The 20370-nt window shown below is 43.4% G+C and carries 17 protein-coding genes; 6 read left to right on the plus strand and 11 right to left on the minus strand.

What is annotated here, in order from left to right; genetic code table 11:
• Positions 1-220: 220 nt before the first annotated feature.
• The 5 genes from purC to ACHEVO_RS08300 all read right to left on the minus strand — a co-directional run bounded on the left by purC (position 221) and on the right by ACHEVO_RS08300 (position 5736).
• Positions 221-934 (minus strand): phosphoribosylaminoimidazolesuccinocarboxamide synthase, encoded by a 714-nt coding sequence (purC, locus tag ACHEVO_RS08280; RefSeq protein ID WP_057757995.1) that lies wholly within the window; start codon positions 932-934, stop codon positions 221-223.
• Between the two features lie 127 nt (positions 935-1061).
• Complete coding sequence (locus tag ACHEVO_RS08285) at positions 1062-1388, minus strand: hypothetical protein (RefSeq protein ID WP_394124585.1); 327 nt, start codon at positions 1386-1388, stop codon at positions 1062-1064.
• A 141-nt stretch (positions 1389-1529) separates the two neighbouring features.
• Positions 1530-2435, minus strand: coding sequence for a 4-hydroxy-tetrahydrodipicolinate synthase (dapA, locus tag ACHEVO_RS08290; protein ID WP_165598142.1), 906 nt, complete (start codon positions 2433-2435; stop codon positions 1530-1532).
• Between the two features lie 450 nt (positions 2436-2885).
• On the minus strand, positions 2886-4094 hold the full coding sequence (locus ACHEVO_RS08295) for a hypothetical protein (RefSeq protein WP_394124586.1): 1209 nt from the start codon (positions 4092-4094) through the stop codon (positions 2886-2888).
• A 277-nt stretch (positions 4095-4371) separates the two neighbouring features.
• Positions 4372-5736 carry a Do family serine endopeptidase gene (locus ACHEVO_RS08300; RefSeq protein ID WP_394124735.1) on the minus strand — a complete coding sequence of 455 codons (1365 nt, stop codon included), beginning with the start codon at positions 5734-5736 and terminating at the stop codon, positions 4372-4374.
• Between the two features lie 967 nt (positions 5737-6703).
• On the opposite strand from ACHEVO_RS08300, the gene ACHEVO_RS08305 reads away from it, so the two are divergent.
• Positions 6704-8977 (plus strand): cation:proton antiporter, encoded by a 2274-nt coding sequence (locus ACHEVO_RS08305; RefSeq protein ID WP_394124587.1) that lies wholly within the window; start codon positions 6704-6706, stop codon positions 8975-8977.
• Between the two features lie 188 nt (positions 8978-9165).
• Here the strand turns inward: ACHEVO_RS08305 and tmk are convergent, their stop codons facing one another.
• Together tmk and mltG are read right to left on the minus strand one after the other, a co-directional pair.
• Positions 9166-9885: a dTMP kinase gene (tmk, locus tag ACHEVO_RS08310; RefSeq protein ID WP_394124736.1), complete on the minus strand. Its 720-nt coding sequence runs from the start codon at positions 9883-9885 to the stop codon at positions 9166-9168.
• Positions 9886-9984: 99 nt separating this feature from the next.
• Entirely contained in the window at positions 9985-11274 is a 1290-nt protein-coding gene (gene mltG, locus ACHEVO_RS08315; RefSeq protein WP_394124588.1) for an endolytic transglycosylase MltG, read from the minus strand.
• Positions 11275-11444: 170 nt separating this feature from the next.
• Here mltG and ACHEVO_RS08320 point away from each other — a divergent pair, with 170 nt between their 5' ends.
• The gene (locus ACHEVO_RS08320; protein ID WP_394124589.1) at positions 11445-12209 is read left to right on the plus strand and encodes a DpnI domain-containing protein; all 765 of its coding nucleotides are present in this window, start codon (positions 11445-11447) and stop codon (positions 12207-12209) included.
• On the opposite strand, the gene ACHEVO_RS08325 is transcribed toward ACHEVO_RS08320, so the two are convergent.
• On the minus strand, positions 12201-12767 hold the full coding sequence (locus ACHEVO_RS08325) for a hypothetical protein (RefSeq protein WP_394124590.1): 567 nt from the start codon (positions 12765-12767) through the stop codon (positions 12201-12203). The genes ACHEVO_RS08320 and ACHEVO_RS08325 overlap by 9 nt on opposite strands.
• Positions 12768-12944: 177 nt before the next feature.
• On the opposite strand from ACHEVO_RS08325, the gene ACHEVO_RS08330 reads away from it, so the two are divergent.
• Together ACHEVO_RS08330 and ACHEVO_RS08335 are read left to right on the plus strand one after the other, a co-directional pair.
• Positions 12945-13136 (plus strand): DpnD/PcfM family protein, encoded by a 192-nt coding sequence (locus tag ACHEVO_RS08330; RefSeq protein WP_025651093.1) that lies wholly within the window; start codon positions 12945-12947, stop codon positions 13134-13136.
• 118 nt (positions 13137-13254) lie between these two features.
• Positions 13255-13938, plus strand: a complete 684-nt coding sequence (locus ACHEVO_RS08335) for a DNA-methyltransferase (RefSeq protein WP_394124591.1) — start codon at positions 13255-13257, stop codon at positions 13936-13938.
• 5 nt (positions 13939-13943) lie between these two features.
• Here the strand turns inward: ACHEVO_RS08335 and ACHEVO_RS08340 are convergent, their stop codons facing one another.
• Together ACHEVO_RS08340 and ACHEVO_RS08345 are read right to left on the minus strand one after the other, a co-directional pair.
• Positions 13944-14963 carry an aminotransferase class IV gene (locus ACHEVO_RS08340; protein ID WP_394124592.1) on the minus strand — a complete coding sequence of 340 codons (1020 nt, stop codon included), beginning with the start codon at positions 14961-14963 and terminating at the stop codon, positions 13944-13946.
• A gap of 3 nt (positions 14964-14966) precedes the next feature.
• The gene (locus tag ACHEVO_RS08345) at positions 14967-15629 is read right to left on the minus strand and encodes a hypothetical protein (protein ID WP_165598150.1); all 663 of its coding nucleotides are present in this window, start codon (positions 15627-15629) and stop codon (positions 14967-14969) included.
• Between the two features lie 490 nt (positions 15630-16119).
• Here ACHEVO_RS08345 and aroE point away from each other — a divergent pair, with 490 nt between their 5' ends.
• Positions 16120-16983, plus strand: coding sequence for a shikimate dehydrogenase (gene aroE / locus ACHEVO_RS08350; RefSeq protein WP_394124593.1), 864 nt, complete (start codon positions 16120-16122; stop codon positions 16981-16983).
• Between the two features lie 30 nt (positions 16984-17013).
• Here the strand turns inward: aroE and ACHEVO_RS08355 are convergent, their stop codons facing one another.
• A complete protein-coding gene (locus ACHEVO_RS08355; protein WP_394124594.1) occupies positions 17014-18135 on the minus strand; it encodes an FUSC family protein in 1122 nt (373 codons plus the stop codon).
• Between the two features lie 382 nt (positions 18136-18517).
• On the opposite strand from ACHEVO_RS08355, the gene ACHEVO_RS08360 reads away from it, so the two are divergent.
• The gene (locus ACHEVO_RS08360; RefSeq protein WP_394124595.1) at positions 18518-20338 is read left to right on the plus strand and encodes an acyl-CoA dehydrogenase C-terminal domain-containing protein; all 1821 of its coding nucleotides are present in this window, start codon (positions 18518-18520) and stop codon (positions 20336-20338) included.
• Positions 20339-20370 lie beyond the last annotated feature (32 nt).

Below are 20370 nucleotides of genomic sequence, written 5' to 3' on the forward strand. Positions count from 1 at the left end.
AGATTCCAGTGTGAATAACGGGCATAAACGTATTGAGTGCAAGACCTGTATAGCACACTGGCCATAGATGAAATATATATGCTAAAGCAAGTTACAACGTTGATGCCATTAGCCCACAGCCTTATGTTCGAGTCCTCACTAGAGTACCATTATAAATATAATGACATAAAAAAACTGAGCACAAGGCTCAGTTTTTTATTTTATGCTAAGTATCAGATACTTATTTTAATGGTACACCAATACGGTCAGCGACTTCTTCATAAGCTTCGATCACATCACCTAATGACTGACGGAAACGGTCTTTATCAAGTTTCTTCTTAGTGTTCTTATCCCAGATACGGCAGCCATCTGGTGAGAACTCATCACCTAACACGATACGGTCATGGAATACGCCAAACTCTAGTTTAAAATCAACTAGAATCAAATCACCCGCATCAAACAATGCCTTCAGTACATCGTTGACTTGATAGGTTAGCTCTTCCATTTTAGCCAGTTGCTCTTTGGTCGCCCAACCAAGAGATACAGAAAGTGATTCGTTAACCATCGGATCACCTAGCGCATCATCTTTATAAAACAGCTCATACGTTGGCGGCGTCAATGCCTGACCTTCTTCTAAACCTAAACGACGTACCAAACTACCAGCTGCAAAGTTACGAACCACGCACTCTACAGGAATCATGTCCAAGCGTTTAACCAACACTTCGTCATCAGACAATTGCTTCTCGAAATGTGTTTCGATACCAGCATCAGACAATTTTTGCATGATAAAAGCATTAAAGCGGTTATTAACCACACCTTTACGTGCTAATTGTTCGATACGCTTACCATCAAGCGCTGAGGTATCATCACGGAAGTGCAAAATCAGAAGATCATTGTCCTCTGTTTCATAGACAGATTTGGCTTTACCTTTATACAGCAGTTGTTGCTTTTGCATTATGGGGGTTCCTGTTCGTTCAAGCTTATGTGGTAAAAACGCGCAGCTACCGCTGACTGATGTAAGATACATGGCTTGCGGCTATGATAAAAACGCAACAGTCAGCGATATAGATAAGGGAATAAGTTTAGTTTGAAGTGTTGCTAACAGCACGCTGAGGTTTTGGCAGCTGATACTGATTGCCTGACTCATTTTGTAGTTGGAGCGTGTTTGCCCCAGCATTAGGTGTTGAATATAAAGGTACAAAAGGTGCCGTTTCTTGGGCGGCAGGTAGCTCTATCGGTGCAAGCTTTTTGCTTTGTTGATAATCTAAGCTACCGTTGTCACGTTTACCAAGCAAGTTTTTTGTCGCTTGACAACCGCTCAATACCAAAGTGCTACCCAAAACCAAGGTCAGCATTGCTAGAAATAATTTTGTCGTTGATGATGCTGTTTTTGATGTTACTGTCATCATGTTGTCTCTCTGAGTTAGCAGTTATTGCTCATGTAGGCGATTGACTTATCGTGATAAGTTGGCTTGCTGCTAGCTCGAATGGCACTCATCTAATGTGCAGCAAGTCTTAAATCGCCGAATATCAATTGGCTAAATATCAATTTATCGTATGTTTGCTCGAACCAATGCTTCATCAATAGTCGCATGATGCTGCTCCGCAAGCCAAACCAATGGCAGACGGATACCTTTATCGATAATGCCCATTTTATGCAAGGCGTACTTCGCTGGAATAGGGCTTGATTCGATGAATAGGTCACGGTGCAGATGCTTGACCACGTCATGGATTTTACCAGCCGCTTCAAAATCACCACGTAAACCCGCAGAAAAAGTCTCGCTCATGGCTTTTGGCGCCACGTTAGCAGTGACTGAGATATTGCCTTTGCCGCCTACTTTCATTAGATCCAGCGCAGTACCGTCATCACCAGATAACACAACCATTCTGTCACCAACGGCTTTGATCAATTGCTCACCGCGACCGACAGATCCTGTCGCATCTTTGATAGCAACGATATTATCGATGTCACACAAACGCTCGACCGTGTCTTGAGCGATATCAACCACTGTACGTCCAGGTACGTTATACAGCATTTGCGGTATATTTACGGCTTTGGCAATGGCTTGATAATGCTGAAATAAGCCTTCTTGTGGCGGCTTATTGTAGTAAGGAGCGACGAGTAACGCACAGTCTGCGCCTGCATCGGCAGCATCCTGAGTCAGCTTGATGGCTTCCATCGTGTTGTTGGCACCAGTACCCGCGATGACCGGTACACGACCTTTGACATGCTGAACAAAATAGCGAATGACATCGCTATGCTCTTGCATAGATAGGGTCGCTGATTCGCCAGTAGTACCAACAGCCACAAGGCAGTGTGTGCCCTGCTCGATCTGCCAATCTATGAGATCTGCGAGACGTTTATAATCAACCTTACCGTCAGGGTGCATGGGCGTTACCAAAGCTACCATTGAGCCTTGTAGTCGGGTTTTGATCTCGTCGTATGCTGTGCTCATAACCGTGCCTTACTGTATTATCCTAGCTTTTATTAAAGCTGTCACATGATAGGTCGTTTGCAAGTGGCCATTGCTTTATATGCGTTGATAAACGCTGATGGCGTAACTTACTTGATGTTAATGCTGCGTCTCTACTTACTATAATAGCGTTTGTACCATAGATTATTATATCTATGATATCAGTATCGTGATGGCAATCTACCAAGAGTAATAGGCGTACTTACTAGCCGACAGAAATATAATAATAAGAGTGCTCGTTAGTGTAGCATATTTTGATTTGACCGCTATCAATCAATTGACAGTCAGCCCATAATTTTAGTACCAAAAAACGTGTATTATTTTTTGCTTAAATATATAAAGCTTGGCTTAAAACCTTGCAAAGAAGTAATCACATTACTACAGAAGCAGTTTAGCGTAATCAACGTGCGCTGATAAGTCTCTTATGTAATATTAACGAATCGTCAACACATCGATAGTAGGTCGATAGAATCGAAAAGGCAACCCTCTCGTACCGATGCCACTACTGACAAATATCTGTGCACTTGCATGTTGATATAGGCCGCGCTGCTTACCCATGCGACTGTTATATAGCAATGTTGATTGCTCACTACTGCGTCGAATATCGTTCTGTTTTTGAGCAAGCAGGATATTTTTTTGAATAGCCTTTGCAGCGCCTGTTATCAACAAAGGGCGTGGTTGTAAAGATTTTGGCAGATCACTGATACTATCAAACCGTGATGCCAAGATAATCACTGGACTGGTGGCATTGGCAATCTCTGTTCCAAGTATTGCTTTATCAGTCGCCTCTGACGTTTCGATATCTGTAGATTGCTTGGGTACATCTTGCCAGCCGCAAAGCACCGCTACTAATGGATTTGTATTCGGGTTTTCTTGCTCAACACTGTCTTGATTATTAGTTTGATTAGTCGACTGATTGACGACTAACTGCTCATTTGTTGTTCTTGCACATTTGAGTGGCAGTGACGTACATTGCTGACCGATATAGTTGATGTCGAGTACATCAAAAGTACTGGCCAATGTATCTTCTAATAGTGGCTGGCCTTGTTTGGTCGTATTCATAGATTGATAACGCAAGTCCGAGGTACTCATGACCGTATAAACAGGTTTATTCACCCCTTTAAATAGCATTAACTGACCTACTAAATCTGCACTTGGATAGTATAGCCAGTCGCCCGTAATCAGTACGGCATCTGCTGACAAGGCGTTGATAGTAGAGACCAACTTGCGAATATGACGCGGCTTACCACCGTATATCCCTATACGCAAATCTGCCAATACGGCTACTTTAAGCGGTGTAGACAAGTCTAAGTCAATAGAATGATGCTCTAATCGTAAGCGGTTAGGTTGTACAATGACAGTATAAAAGTATAAGCCCATCATCAATATTGCCATCAGTACGGCAGATAGTGATAGCTGCGCTAACATCGGCATCAGCTCCTGTGACCAAACCATGATAAGCAATATCGCCCAAACAGGCATCGTATAAGCAGCATAATACAATGCTAGCTTCACCCAAATACGCATAAAGCGCTTGGTAGGATTGGCATTAAACGTTTGTAGCCCTGACCACAGTGCAATGTACGCTAGCAGTGCTGCTGACGTCGTTGTAATAAGCGTATGTAGAGCGGGGTCAGTCATAATTACCTAGCGGTTGCATAATGGTACGAGCCTACTAAGCGACTCGGCCCACCTTAGAGCCTATTGATTGATCAATAACTCACTTAACGAATGGATTGCTGTTGAGGTCTTACTCTTAGCTGTTTGATAAAAAACCAAACATTATAGAGGTCGACCTCCATGATAGACAAGCACAATTATTGACGTGCGCGCTGCCTTTATACCCTGAACCATAACCTGAGTTACATTATTAGTCATATTAACAGTGACATTAACAGTCACGCTTTAATCATGACACCTACTCAATACGCAGACCAATAATAGCAGGAATGCCTTGGCGTATAACTTCTATAGTGACTACGCCTTTTTTAGGAAGAGATGAGATAGCACCTGAAAAGTCTGCCACTGTTTCAATCGGCTTTTGATGAAAGTTAGTGATGACATCACCTGCTAGAATACCTGAGCGAGCGGCCAATCCAGTAGGATCAACTGTAGTAACCAATATGCCGGTTTTATTATCGACAGCAATTTCTGCTTGTTCATCTGCCGTCAAATCTCGTAAACGCAAGCCCAACTGTACATCATCATTTTGCTCATTACCGCTCTGTGCTCTTACATCATTGGGCGCATAAGCGAGCTTGCCGTTAATCACCATCTGCTTACCATTACGTTGAATCCGTGCACGGAAGGAATCGCTTGGACGCGCTCGGTTGAGCAAGTTCAGCAAATCTGATGCCTCCATGATTTGTACGTCATTGTATTGCAAAATGATGTCACCAGGTTTTAGGCCTGATTTTTGTGCTGGTGAATCTGGTGATACACGAGTCAGTAAGGCACCTTGAGGACGCTCTAAATTATAAGCCTCGGCCAGATTGCGATCGATATCTTGTGGATAGACTCCTAAATAAGCACGCGCCACTTCACCATCATTTTTTAGCTGCTCATAAATATCCATGGCAGCGTCAATAGGAATAGAGAATGACAGACCCATATAACCGCCCGTACCACTAAAAATACGCGAATTGATACCAATCACTTCGCCGCGTTGGTTAAATAGTGGCCCGCCAGAGTTACCAGGGTTTAGTGCTACATCTGTTTGGATAAATGGTACGCTCGTCTCACGCGAGAAGCTACGCGACTTGGCACTGACAATACCAGCAGAGGCTGAGTAGTCAAAACCAAATGGCGAACCAATTGCCAATACTGGTTCCCCTACTTTTAGACCACTTGAGTCGCCGATAGGCAGGGCTGGAAATTGGTTGCCCTCAACTTTTAGCACGGCCACATCTGAGCGCTCGTCACTACCGACCAAGGTTGCATCAAGCTCGGTTCTGTCATTGAGCGTCACAGTGATTTTGTCCGCACCTGCGATGACATGATGATTGGTCAGCATATAGCCATTGGAGGTAATAAAAAAGGCCGTGCCATAAGCATGTTCAATCGCTGGCGTCGCGACTCGATCAGGAATACGTAGACGATCACCAAAGAACTGACGCAATACTTCAGCCGTCTGAGCCTTAGCAAGCTCGGCTTCACTAATCGTTTTGGTGACATTGACGCGTGCCACTGCTGGCGTAACTTGTTGCACCAAACCAGAGAAATCAGCCGTAGTGACTGCAGCTTGCGCACTGTTTATCGTCGTGACATTAATACTAGCGAACATCGCGGTACTAACAGCGAGTGCTAGGGCACTACGTTGTAACCAGCGCTGCATGTTGGCAGTGGTCCGTCCTTTGAACATATTGATAGGCATTTTGTGTCCTCCATATGAGTAATCGCTGTTATTAACAGCCACGTTATGATTGTCAGCGATAGCGACTACACCAAGCGGCATGCCCCTATTCGTTACTATTTGGTGAAATTATATTCTTTTATCTATTTATCTTGTCTATTTATGCGGCGCAGCACTCTTATTCGAACTTATTGTCATAGCTTTTTAGCCGTTACTTTACGCTTATTTTTATCATTACTCATTACTTGAATATTTATAGAGCGCTTGTCTTTAGAAGATGGTTAATAGTGTAGAACATGATTAATAGTGTCTTATAAAAATAAACCATGTCAGCAATCAGTATATGACATTTCATGGCGCTAACACTATTATCCTGTGCGCGACGTGCATGCCCCACGTAGCTACTGTATGATAAATAAAAACTTGAAGTATTGTGCTGATGCCTTTTTCATAGTGCAGGATAACCCAAGGCAGCGTTATTTCATATGGGCTTTATACACTTTTGTGGCCGTGAGATAGCTTTTTAGCAGGTACGGCTTACATCAGCTTGAAATAAAATCATGGTATGATGTCAAACCAAATATTTTACTAAACAAACAAAAGTTAGCTTGTATATGAGGCTGTTTATTGCAGGCTTATGAACTGGCTATCATCACTCTTGTTTTCCATCTTTTGCATTTCTAGCGTATTGTGATTTATCTAGAAGCGCTTTTGTCTTTGCTACTTTATAGTAGTTATATCATATCTAGCTTATGTCGTGATTCATAAGGGCTATCAGTGCGATGGCTTAGCTACAACAAAAACGGATAACAACTTAATGTTAAATAAACGGTAGCGACTATCTTATAACAGCTATCGATAGATATAAAATATGACAAGATTATAAAAGGATTAATTTATGGATACCGCCCTTTTGCTATCCGGCGTGGTTGGGATTGGCATTGCCGCCCAATGGTTGGCTTGGTATTTAAAGCAACCATCCATTTTATTTTTATTACTGATTGGTATTATCGTCGGCCCAGTGCTGGGTGTATTTGACCCAGACTTGGTGTTGGGCGAGCTGATGTTCCCTTTCATCTCTTTGGGCGTAGCGATTATCCTATTTGAAGGATCGCTAACGCTAGAGTTCGATGAGATTAAGCAACATGGTACCGTGGTACAGATGCTGGTATCGGTCGGTGTACTGATTACCATTGCTATCGTGGCCCTATCGACTTATTTACTATTCGATGTCGATCCATTGATTGCTCTACTCTTCGGTGCGCTAGTCTGTGTGACTGGTCCAACAGTCATTATGCCGCTGCTGCGTAGTGTACGCCCCAACAAAACCATTTCCAACATCCTAAAATGGGAAGGTATTATCATTGACCCAATCGGCGCTATCGCTGTGGTATTGGTCTATGAGTACATTATCTCAGGCGGTGAAGCCAGTAGTATTCTACTATTTGCTAAGATTGTTGTATTGGCAACTGCAATGGGTATGGCGGGCGCTTGGTTACTTGCATTCCTCATGCGTCGTCATATGATTCCTGAGTTCTTGCGTAATGTTTTTACCCTAGCTTTTGTACTGGTGTTATTTTCGATATCAAATCATTTAGAGCATGAATCTGGTTTATTAACTGTCACAGTATTGGGCGTGGCATTGGCGAACTGGCCAAAATTCCCACGTGAGACGATTTTAGAGTTTAATGAATCGTTGACCATTTTGCTGATTTCAGTGCTGTTCATTATTTTGGCGGCGCGTGTAGAGTTGGCAAGCTTGCTCAGCGTTGGTTTTGCAGGGCTAGTGCTGCTTGCTATCGTGATGTTTGTCGCACGCCCACTATCAGTCTGGGCATCAGCTATCGGCTCGAACCTTAAGACCAATGAAAAGCTGATGATTAGCTGGATTGGCCCACGTGGTATCGTTGCTGCTGCCATCTCATCACTGTTTGCGATTCGTTTGCAAGAGTATGATATTCAAGGCGTAGAGCTACTTGTACCTCTCGTATTTATGGTCATTATCGGTACGGTCATGATTCAGGGTCTAGGTGCAAAGGTTGTTGGTAATTTACTAGGCGTACGTGAGCCTGAGACCAATGGTATTCTCATCGTCGGCTCAAACCCAATTGCGCTATTGATTGCTACCTCTCTCAAAGACCAAGGCTTCGACGTCATCGTTGCGCACAATAACTACACCAATATTGCACGCGCACGCATGAGCGGTCTGCGTACTTACTTTGGTAACCCTATCTCTGATCACGCAGATCATCATTTGGATCTGATCGGTATTGGTCGCTTGTTTGCGATGAGTATGGACAAAGAAATGAACACGTTGTCTGAGATTCATTATCGTCATGAATTTGGTGAGCGTAAGCTATACCGTCTTAAATTCAGTGACGAAAAAGTCAAAAGCGAGCGTGATGACAAGCAATCGAACTTCCATTCACAGTGGCTGTTTGGCAAAGATGTGACCTATACCAAGCTTGCCAGTATGCTGTCCAAAAAAGCTCGAATTAAGATTACTAACATCACGGATAGCTATAGCTTTGAGCAGTATAAAGCCGATAATAAGCAATTCGTACCGCTATATACCGTCGACAAAGAAGGCAAACTGCACGTCATCACTGATAAGTTTGACGGTACTGTCCCTCGTGACCGTAAGCTTATATCGCTAGTGGTAGACGATGAAGTACAGCCGAAGCCAGTCGATGTAACGCCTAAGCAAGAGCAGGCTCGCATGGCGGCTGATGCTAACTTTGAGTCTAACTCAAAATCCCCTGAAAAGCGCAAAGAGCAGGAGCCTAGCCCTGATGACAGTCAGACAGCAGCGCCAGAGTCTTCGGTAGATAGTGACAAAAATAATGAGCAAAACATTGCTAATCAGTCATCAACCACTCAAAGCAGTAGCACCGAGACTAAGTCACCTTCTAGTACTACCGTAGAGAAAAGTGAACCAGTAGAAGAGCCAAAAACGTCTGCTACTAATGTGGATAATAAAGGCGTCATGTCTGCAAATTCGACAGCGACTTCGAAAACCAAAACCTCTACGAACAGTAATGGCAATGGTAGTGCGCCTAAAAACAAAAAAGGTGCGCTTGACCCAAATCGTCTACCTGACTCTGCTCAAGATAGCGACGCCTCTATCGCTACTACTGAGGGTGTAAAAGTAGATAAAATAGATGACAAATAATGTGCATAGTTATCTGCTTTATTGACTTAAAGATAAAATATTTACCTTAACAAAAAGCCCCAGCAATATACTGGGGCTTTTTATTGGTGCTAACTGCCTGTCTAACTAGCTGTCTGGCTAACTGGCTAACTGGCTAACTGGCTATCGATACATCTAACTGCCTTATAAATCTACTTGGTAAAATTTAATTATTTAATATCGAATCTGTCCATAACTGTCTGCCATATACGCGCACTCACATCATCCGTACTACCCGATGCATCAATACGCTGTATACGCTCAGGATACTCGCTCGCAAGCTGGCTAAAACCAGTATGCACCCAAGTAAAAAACTCGGTAGCCTGCTGCTCAAAACGATCTGCCGCACTGCGCTTGTTTGCACGTTTCATACCCTCTGCTACTGGCAAATCCAACCACAACGTCAGCTCAGGAAGCTGCGTCACAAATTGTTTGATAAGCATATCGATTTTGCCGCGTACCAACTCGTCGCCATACGCACGCCCAAAGCCCTGATACGCAATAGTGGAGTCGGTAAATCTATCACATATTACCCAAGTACCATTTTGGAGCGCTGGTAAAATGACTTGCTGCATGTGATCACAGCGCGCCGCAAACAATAGTAGCAGCTCAGTATCGTCTTCGATATCAGTCGCTGGATCCAATAATATGTCACGCAATTGCTCAGCAAATGGGCTACCACCCGGCTCACGAGTACGTAGATACGAGATGCCATTAGCTTCTAAGCGCAAGCACAACTGTTCAATCGCGGTGGTTTTACCCACGCCTTCAGTGCCTTCAAAACTAATAAAGCGGCCTAACGTAGGTGCCGTCTCCGTAATTGAAGCACTTGATTCAGGTAAATTCGATAATGGTATGCTGCTATGTGAAGGTGTTACGCTGGTGTGCATAGATACTGACATGATATGACCTTATGTCATTGATGAGCGCTACCTCTACTTTGTAGCACTCAATAAACGATAAGTTTTTTAAGAAGATTAAGAGGTTATTTACTGCGGCGGCGTTTGAGATTTTTTCTCACGCATGACACTGAGGTAGTCTTTTACCGCTTGATTGTGTTCAGCCAAGTTATTGGTAAATTTGTGCCCACCATTGCCCGTTGCCACAAAATACAATGCTTCACTATCGGCAGGATGTAAGGTCGCTTCGATAGAGGCCGCTGATGGTAGCGCAATTGGCGTTGGCGGTAAACCATCAATTTGGTAGGTGTTGTAAGACGTTTTTTCATTGATGTCTTTGCGGCGGATATTGCCATCGTAACGACTACCCATACCATAGATAATAGTCGGGTCCGTCTGCATACGCATGTTTTTATTCAAGCGATTTCTAAATACGGCAGAAACTAAAGGACGTTCATCAGCAACGCTGGTCTCTTTTTCGATAATAGACGCCATGACTAGCGCTTCATAAGGACTCTTGTAAGGCAGATTCGGCGCACGATTTTCCCACGCATCAGTCAGTACCTGCTGCTGACGCTTATACAAGTCAGTCAATACTTTTTTATCGCTGGTTCCTTCACCATAATAATAGGTATCAGGCGCGAACCAACCTTCAAGATTGTAGTTAACAATCGGGTCACTGCTGTTAGTCACACTATCTGGCAATACACCCGTCAAATCCAATGCTTGGGCAATACTCGTATTGTCACTATCTGCGGTCAGTACTTCTTTTTCGATTTTGTCATTGTCACGCAGCGCTTGGTAAAGGTCTTTAGATGTCTTGCCTTCGATAATCTGTACCTTGACCATAGCCGCTTTTGCGCCTTGACCTAGTATTTGTAGCGCCTCAGCGATAGTCGGGTTTTCGGGTAATTGATACGTACCAGCATGCAACGGCGCATCGACTTGCGATTTGATATATAGCTTGGCCACACCTGCCGAAAACAGCGGAATCTGCTGCTGCCACTGCGGTAGTAGACCATAATACGTCTGACCTGGCTCAATCGTGACCATTTGCTGCGGCTGCTCGATACGACCAAACAACGTCTGATAAACCATGACTAAGAAAAATGCAGCAATCAGCCCCAACACTAGCAGCACTTGATAGCCACGTTGCATAAAAAACGATGGGTTATTGACTTTATATTGACGCGGTTTACTGTTACCACTGATAAGCGAGACGTTGGTTGCTGGCGTTGCTGATGTGTCTTCCACCTCATCTACCACTGGTTGCGCGTCCGGCAGCGTGGTATCGACACGCTCCTCGACTGTGCCATCTTGCTTGTTTGACGGCGACTCATTGGGACGTTCAGGTGGTATATTGGGTGTAGGCTTGCTCATGGCAACTCGCGAGGCAGATGTTTGCTAGAATTTAGCACTGAACCGTGCGATTTTCAATGGTATTTGCTTAGCTTATGAATTATCTTGCTATTGATAGCAGTTTATATGGCTTAATACTTAAGTGTTTTTTTCAGTATTCTCAGCTTATCTATTAATAATGAAAATATCTTATGAACCTACATTTTAACCAAAGTCTTGCTAAAAACTATCACTCTGAATCTCAAAAAGTTCGTGTACTCAGTGAAGCATGGGTAAAAGAAAATAGTTACTGCACCAATTGTAGCGCCCAATCGCTAGCTGAGTTTGCTAATAACAAACCTGTTGCTGATTTTTATTGCGAAAATTGTAATGAGCAATATGAGCTAAAAAGTAAAAAAGCCAAGTTAAGCAATGTTGTCAATGATGGTACTTATAAGACGATGATTGAGCGTATCAATAGTAAGGACAATCCCAGCTTCTTCTTTTTGACCTACTCAAAAGAATACACCGTCAATAATTTTCTAATTATTCCCAAGCATTTCTTTACACCCGATATTATTGTCAAGCGTAAACCCTTATCAGTGACGGCAAAACGAGCAGGTTGGGTTGGTTGCAATATTGACTTACGCCAAGTACCCGAATCAGGCAAAGTGTTTTTGGTCAAAGACCAACAAGCTATACCGCGTGAAAATGTCACTCAACAGTTCCAAAAGATTTTATTTCTACGCAAGCAATCTATGGCTTCACGTGGTTGGACACTCGATGTCTGGCAATGTATCGACCGACTCGATGACAGTTTTTCTCTCAATCAAGTTTATGCTTTTGCTGATGAGCTGCGGCTCAAACATCCTGAAAATAACCACGTAAAAGATAAAATCCGCCAACAGTTACAAGTATTACGAGATAAAGGCATCATTGAATTTGTGAGCCGTGGTCACTATCGAAAGTTATACTAGTCGCTTCTCGTTGTAGTGCTTAGGTTTTGGCTGTCCTTTTTTGTCACGGTATACATCGGCAATCAGCTCATCTCTATCATCCCATAATGGTAATCGCGCAGTAGCCACAAGACGCTGATGAAACTTATGCGCTGGATACTCCCAATCAATTTCATCATTGATTTTGAAAAAATGCACTCCACGATAGTCGATATAAGCATGCAATCGATTACGCACATAGCGATTCCACTGCCATAACAGCTGTACCGAGTTGCGTGCAGGTTTGGTAAAAGGAATTAGATTAACCGTCAATGCACACATCACCAATTCATCATTAGCAATAACGTCAATACCCTGCTCGATGACTTCTTCTCGCGTATGCGCATACTCAAACATACCTCCAAAAGCGACAAACCTTTTAAGGTCTTTTAAATATATGACACCAAGAGCCAGTTGGGTGTGAGGCGACAAATGCACGATTTCATTAGGCTTAACTTTGGCCAATCTACAAATTTCATCAAACACCATCAAGCGTCTGATTTGTAGTGGAATTCGTTGATCTTCATGTATTGAACGCATACGATACTGTCCTTTTAACGGTTTCTACTGAAAAAGGATCATTGATCGATTTGCTCTAAGACACAAGTCTAGGTAACAAAAGACGATCACTTCTTTTGAGCGCTTTTGCTAATCTAGTTGGTATAGATAACAAAAATAGATTTTGAATATGACAACTTGTAATTGTTGAGAATAGTTATGATAAGGACAGACGGTTTGAATATTTATCAAATAGAAGTAATCGAAACGATGAGTGCACTTATAGAAGTGGTTGCAGAAGATGGTGAAACTGCTCTGCTAAAAGCGCGAGAAGAATATAGAAGCGAGAATATTACTTTAGAACCTGATGATATGCTTGATACTGAATTTATTATCTTTGGCGTAGAATAGAATGAGTAGCTAGCTCAAACCTAAAGTAGCTCTCAGTACTTGTGAACCTTAATGGATAAGCGTATAGATAATAGTAGAGCGCTGGCTCTTAACCAGTACATTCAATAATGGTCTAACAGTGAAAAACGGTAAAGTCCAGTCAGTCAATAAAGGTCAGTGGGACAAGCTCATCAGTGACAATGATGCTTACGTATTCACCTACGAATGGCTATCTGCTGTACGAGAAAAAATGGCAGATAATGCGACCTTATGGGTCAGTGGTACACACCATAATATTTTTACCTTAGGACGTATTTTGCCGCAGCTTGGTTTTAAAATACTCAACGTTATAACTTGGGAAAAGACCAACCCACCACCCAATTTCTCTTGTCGGTTTTTCACTCACTCTACAGAATTTATTATTTGGGTAAGAAAACACCCCAAAATACCTCATTACTTTGACTATGATTTAATGAAGCGACTTAATAACGATAAACAAATGAAAGATGTGTGGCGTTTACCCGCTATTGCCAAGTGGGAAAAATCTTGTGGCAAGCACCCAACGCAAAAGCCGCTAGCGTTACTAGCCCAAATTATTTTAGCATCTACTAAAAAAGACGCTTTGGTTCTCGACCCTTTTTCTGGCTCTGCGACGACAGGTATTGCAAGCAATGTCTTAGGAAGGCGCTTTATGGGTATTGAGCAAGAAACTGAATATCTACAACTTAGCCAAGCGCGCTACGAAGACCTACAACAAGAAGGAAGAAAAGAGTTTTTCAAACAGCATTTCTATCGTTTATTAAATAAAGAAAGTAACAGCTAAACAGATTAAAATTCCACAACATCACCTGACAACAACGTCAGACTGCTCATTGGCATGATACCGCGCAGTGCATTGCAAAAGAATAGCTGCGTTAACTTAGGCAAATCCTCATCTTGTAGCGACCTGATTATGACTGGATAGTGCATCGTGGATAGTGCATCTATAATTACCTGACGCATGACGCCAGCGACGCCTGATTGAGCCATAGAAGGGGTGTACCACTGGCCAGTGATTAGGTAATCTTCATCATCTTTATGAATGCTAGAGGTAGTTTTGGATTCTGATAGTGGTGCTTCTGCCAATTGATAGAATACGTTACTCATCGTACCCTCAACCCACTGCCCGCTCATATCGCGTAGCAGACCTTCACCAAGTGTTGAAGCAAGCTTTGATGCCAATGGCTCAGCTTTTATCTGTTGTAGCTCACCACTAGCGAGGACGTTGTCTAAACGATTAAGGCTTTTGAGACCTGCCAGCGGTGGCGGTAAGCAAGCAATCTGAGAAGACAAGCATATTGCCGAAGCATAAGGTTGGATAGGTACCAAGTTTCCATCAGGCAAAGACAGTTGTAGCGCCGTAGAAACTCGCATTGCAGTAGCCTTTAGCCATATCTCACAGTCGCTACCATTTGTACTAGGTGCATAGCCATAACCGCGTACATTCTGCGCAGCGCGGGTGACTACTAGCTTGAGCATACCCTGCTCTAACTGCTGGGCATACAGCTGCAGTACTGCTAATAGCTCTTCGTTATTTATGTTTAGCTGCAAGGCTTCAGCATGAGAGACAAGCCGCCGATAATGATAATCTGACCATAGTATCAATCCATTAATGACGCCCATGGTGGTAAAAAACCCATCAGCGTATGCCAGTCCGCGATTATCTAGAGACATCGTTACCGTTTGGCTGGTCTCCCTATCCTCTTCGGTCACACTGCTGTCTTCGGTCACACTGCTGTCTTCGGTCACACTGCTGACTTGTGGGTACAGACACACCCAACCGCTTGGCACTGACGTCGTATCGGTCATGATTTAGCTATTGTCTGTTTGAGCAGCGGCTTTATTGATAACTAGCATGCAACTGTAGAACTCACATTTTGCTAGCTCTATCTTTTGTCCACCGACGATTCTATTTTTGATGATTTGACTATTGAGCATATCAGCCACCATTTTACCGCCATCATCACCCATCAATTGACGCGATAGCTGATAGGCTTTTTTGGCGTGGTTTTGGCTCAGCTCTTTTTCTTTGTCTGTGTCAGTAGGATTGGCATAGTACCAGCCAAGCTCTAGATATTTTTCAGAGTCGATGATATCTAGATAGGGTGCGTCCGTTTTCATAAAGCGATATTTTGCCGCTGGATTACTGGCATAGTCTAGGCTGTTTTCATCCGTACTCATCACTTCGCCAAACACAGATTTTATACTATCTAACTCATCTACAGCGAGCGACTCTACCTTATCCGTACCCCATGCTGCGACATCATATCTCACTGGCGTGCCTTGCTGAGCAGTGGCACCGTCTAGGTCAGGATTGTTTGCGCTGTCCTGTACTGGCTCATTCGTCGTTGCCTGCTCAGTGGTCTCAGCATCTGGATTTGGAGCATCTTCTTTGGTGCTGTCACAGCCACTGAGCGTCACACCAACGGCCATTATCGTACCGACTAGAAGGGTCTGTAGGTTAGGATTCCACATGGATAATTTACTCACACTTTTAGATTGATCTCGAAATAGTATTAACGAGCTGGCAGGAACGCCGCTGATAACGAATAGTTTTCAATAAAGAGCATATTTCACAAACATTATAATCTAGCAGTCATTACAGCATATTGATATAGGTTTCCATATTTTATAGTTTACCCAACTGCTCAGCACTTGACTACCTTTTACGTTACGCGGAGCACTCCCCGAGAGTACAGATTTGTTAAATATATAACGTACCAAAACGACCTTCTTTTTAATAGGAAGTGGAAAACTGCCTGAGCGTGTTTTACATATATTTGCCTCAATGTCACAATTTATTTTCAAAAGCGATAAGGCAGCCTCTAATTAACGCTATCACTTTCTAATAATCGATTGGTGATAGCCTCTTGGTTTGTCAATCATAGCGTTATCCCTTATGATGATTGAGCGCCACTTATCGCTCCTTTTATAGTATTTCTATTTTCTAGCCAGCGGACTATTTATGACCCAACACTTTATCGTTATTGGCAATCCAATCGCCCATAGTAAATCTCCTGAGATTCATGAGCAGTTTGCTGTACAAGCAGGGATTGATATTAGCTATCAGCGTCAGTACTGCCCTGATAATGCCGCTAGTTTTACGGCTGTCGTTGAAGCGTTTTTTTGCGGTGGCGGTGTGGGTGCCAACGTGACAGTTCCTTTTAAACAAGTTGCTTATGATTGCTGTGCGGCGCGTGGTGGCTTATCAGAACATGCCAAGACGGCAGGCGCGGTCAATACATTAATGTTAAACCAAGCACTACTAGAAAGCGGCGTACCAATCACCGAAGCACTCTATGGTGATAACACGGATGGACAAGGACTTATCAATCACATTATGAGTATGGACTGGCCACTGACCGATGCTCGTATGGCGCTAATAGGTGCAGGCGGTGCCGCTCGTGGCGTAATATTGCCATTATTTGAAGCGGGTATTGGCTCTCTCACGATTGCCAATCGCACCGTGTCTAAGGCAGCCGATTTGGTAAATGAGCTCAGTGCGGCCAGCTCAATAATCGATAACCAAAACATCGAGGTTTGCGCGACCAATGAACTCAGTGGCTCTTTTGACATTATCATTAATGCCACCTCGATTGGCTTGTCAGGTGATACGTTGCCGCTGGATGATACTCTAAACTGTCAGTACGCTTACGACATGATGTATGGTCGTCCGCTACCATTTTTACAGCATTTTGCCGCTCGCGGCGCACAGACCTCTGAAGGCTACGGTATGCTTATCGGTCAAGCCGCTTTAAGCTTCGAGCGTTGGACTGGGCATACTATCGATGTGGCACAAGCAACAACAGCGTTAAATAAAGACAGTTAAACAAAGAAAAATCTTTGCAGAGCTATGCTACTAACTAAAACGCAGTAATAGCCAATTTTCAAAACGGCGCAGCGGTACACGCAATCGCGTAGAGTGTATCGCTAGACCACCACTCAATCCAATCACACAGCCGAGCGCCGTATCAATCATACGCGCTTGAATAACCTCATCAACGACTGGAGGCACTGACATCGTACTACCATACTCAGCGATAAATATTGTCAGCGGCGTGATAAATATCACTGCCAGTCCATAATGCCGATCCACAAATGACTCAATCAAAAACATCATACACAGTATCGCGATAGCGATGCCCCATCCTGATAGTCCCCAAGACAGCATCCAACCTGCCACGCCCATGCCAGCCAACGTACCCAATAAACGATGCAACTGTTTGATCCACATGGTTCGTAGCTGCATACCTTGGATGATAATGAAGCAGCTCATCGCTGCCCAGTAGGGATAAGGCAGCTCTAACAGAACAGCAACGACCAACGCCAAACTAACGAAACTTACCACGATCAGACTATCGCTAATCATATCAGGCTGATAGTCATAGACAGGTACAGAAGCAACTGGACGCGTCGCCAATAAGAACAAACTATAGAGTAGCGCTAGCAACATCGAGGAGCCACTACCCAATATCACAAGCCCTATCGCTGAGAGCACTTGATCAATCGGCACAGGGATAAATAGCGCAATCGCACCCGCCATCAACACAAACAATCCTGCTGGTGGTGGTTGCCGATAATAACGACCTAGCATCACTACGCTAATGCCAATCAGCATAAACACAGGTAATCGCAGCACTGGCAACAGCTGCGCGATCAGACCCAGTGCAAAGCTAAGTATCATCGCAAACCCCCAAGCCATGACCGTCACTAGCCGGTGTGGCAGCCCGCCTGCAAATGGTAGGTTTAAAATAATCATAGAGCCTAGCGAGGCTTTGATACCTGAAGACAAGTCACCAAAATAAGCCCCTACAAACACCGGAAAGCTAATCGCAATCGCCGCGATGATTGGCATATGCCATGGTCGATGGCTACGATTGACTGTGAGTAAATGATTCAGCTCACCATCGATTAACCCCTTAATACGAGTTAACAATGTGCTCAACCAAGAGGCTCGCTGTTGCTTTTCTGAGGTGCTCATAAATGGCTTTTCCTATTTGATAAGTCCATTTGTCTTTGAATTTAGATGAGTCTACATAGCCCTTTATAGAATAATTTCAAGCGAAGATACAATTTACCTATACAAACTAAAATGAATTAATAACATAATTAATCATGAATAATAGTTATTAGTTGTATATTTGTCGCTGTAGAAGATTTATAATCATATCAACGCTATAACAGCTGTCTGCTACTAAAGACGTTCTAATAACTAATACACTAGAAAGCTGTCCACTAATAATTCACTTGATGACTAATATAACGTCTAGCTCATCTAAAATAAGTAAATATCGCTTACATAAGTTGTGACTCAAATATTGCGCCATAAGTCTATGATAGCGAACTAACCAAAGAGAGCGATTATGTTAACTTACAAAGCCCCCTTACGTGATATCAAATTTTTGATTAATGATGTATTTGACTATCAGACGCATTATAAAAGCTTAGACAACGGCGAAAATGCTGATCCTGAAACTGTAGACATGATTCTACAAGGTATGGCTGATTTTGCTGAAAACGTCATTGCCCCGCTCTATCAATCAGGTGGTGAAGAAGGCTGTCATTTTGAAGATGGTGTAGTAACCACGCCAAAAGGCTTCAAAGAGGCTTATGACCAGTTTGTAGAAGGCGGCTGGCAAGGTATCTCATACCCTGAAGAATTCGGTGGTATGAATCTGCCAACGTCAATCAACCTTATTAAAGCTGAGATGATCGGTACTGCTAACTGGTCATGGTCGATGTATCCTGGTCTGTCAACAGGTTGTATCAACACATTGCTTCAGTACGGTACTGACGAGCAAAAAGCACTGTATTTACCTAAGTTGGTCGAAGGCTCATGGGCAGGTACCATGTGTCTAACTGAGCCACAGTGTGGTACGGATTTGGGTCAAGTTAAATCAAAAGCCATTCCACAAGATGACGGTACCTACAAAATCAGCGGTACCAAAATCTTTATCTCAAGCGGTGAGCATGACTTAACAGATAACATCGTCCATATCGTCCTAGCACGCCTACCAAATGCACCAGAAGGCACGCGCGGTATCTCACTATTTATCGTACCAAAATTCACCCCGAATGCTGAAGGTGAAGCTGGCGAGCGCAATGCCGTTGTTTGTGGTTCAATTGAGCACAAAATGGGCATCAGCGCATCTTCGACGTGTGTATTGAACTTTGATGGCGCAGTCGGCTACCTAATCGGCGAACCGCATAAAGGCCTAAAAGCTATGTTCACTTTTATGAACACGGCTCGTATCGGTACTGGTATCCAAGGTCTGGCGCATACTGAATTGTCTTTCCAAAACGCCTTGCCATATGCCAAAGAACGCCGTTCTATGCGTACGCTATCTGGTACTAAAGATCCTGAAAAAGTAGCTGATGCTATTATCCATCATGCCGACGTACGCCGTATGCTACTGACGCAAAAAGCCTTTGCTGAAGGCGGTCGCTCAATGATTTATCATTCAGCACGTTATGCAGATAAAATGGCACAAGGTATTGTCAATGGCGATGATGAAGAGTTCGAAAAGTGGGACGACAAATTGGGCTTCTATACGCCAATTCTAAAAGGCTTCTTAACTGAGCTAGGTATCGAAGCTGCTAAGCATGGTCAGCAAGTCTATGGTGGTCACGGCTACATCAAAGAATGGGGCATGGAGCAAATCGCTCGTGATGCTCGTATTGCAACGATGTACGAAGGCACCACTGGCGTACAGGCGCTTGATCTACTAGGCCGTAAGGTTATCTTACAGTCTAAAGGTAAGATTATCCGTGACTACACGTCAAGCATCATGAAATGGTGTGGCGAGTACGCACTCGATAAAGAAATGCGTAAATTTGTTTGGGCACTAACTAAACTGTGTGCTGAGTGGAACACCTTGACAGTACGCTTGATGCTGATGGCACGTAAAGACCGTGAAATTATCTCAGCAGCATCAGATGACTTCCTAATGTACTCAGGCTACGTAATGATGGGTTATCATTGGGCTCGTATGGCAGCGGTCGCTTATGAAAAGCTAGAAAATGGCGGCACAGAAGCACCAGAATTCTACAAAGCAAAAATTCAGACTGCTGAATTCTACTTTGATAAGTTGCTACCACGTACTTCTGGTCACGCAGAAGCGATGGTTGCACCAAGCGAAAGCATGACATCGATGGAAATCGATCACTTTGCTTTCTTAGATTAAAATTGACTAAAACTGCATCGATAATCAATAAA

The organism is Psychrobacter nivimaris, from assembly GCF_043419765.1.
Classification (GTDB): domain Bacteria; phylum Pseudomonadota; class Gammaproteobacteria; order Pseudomonadales; family Moraxellaceae; genus Psychrobacter.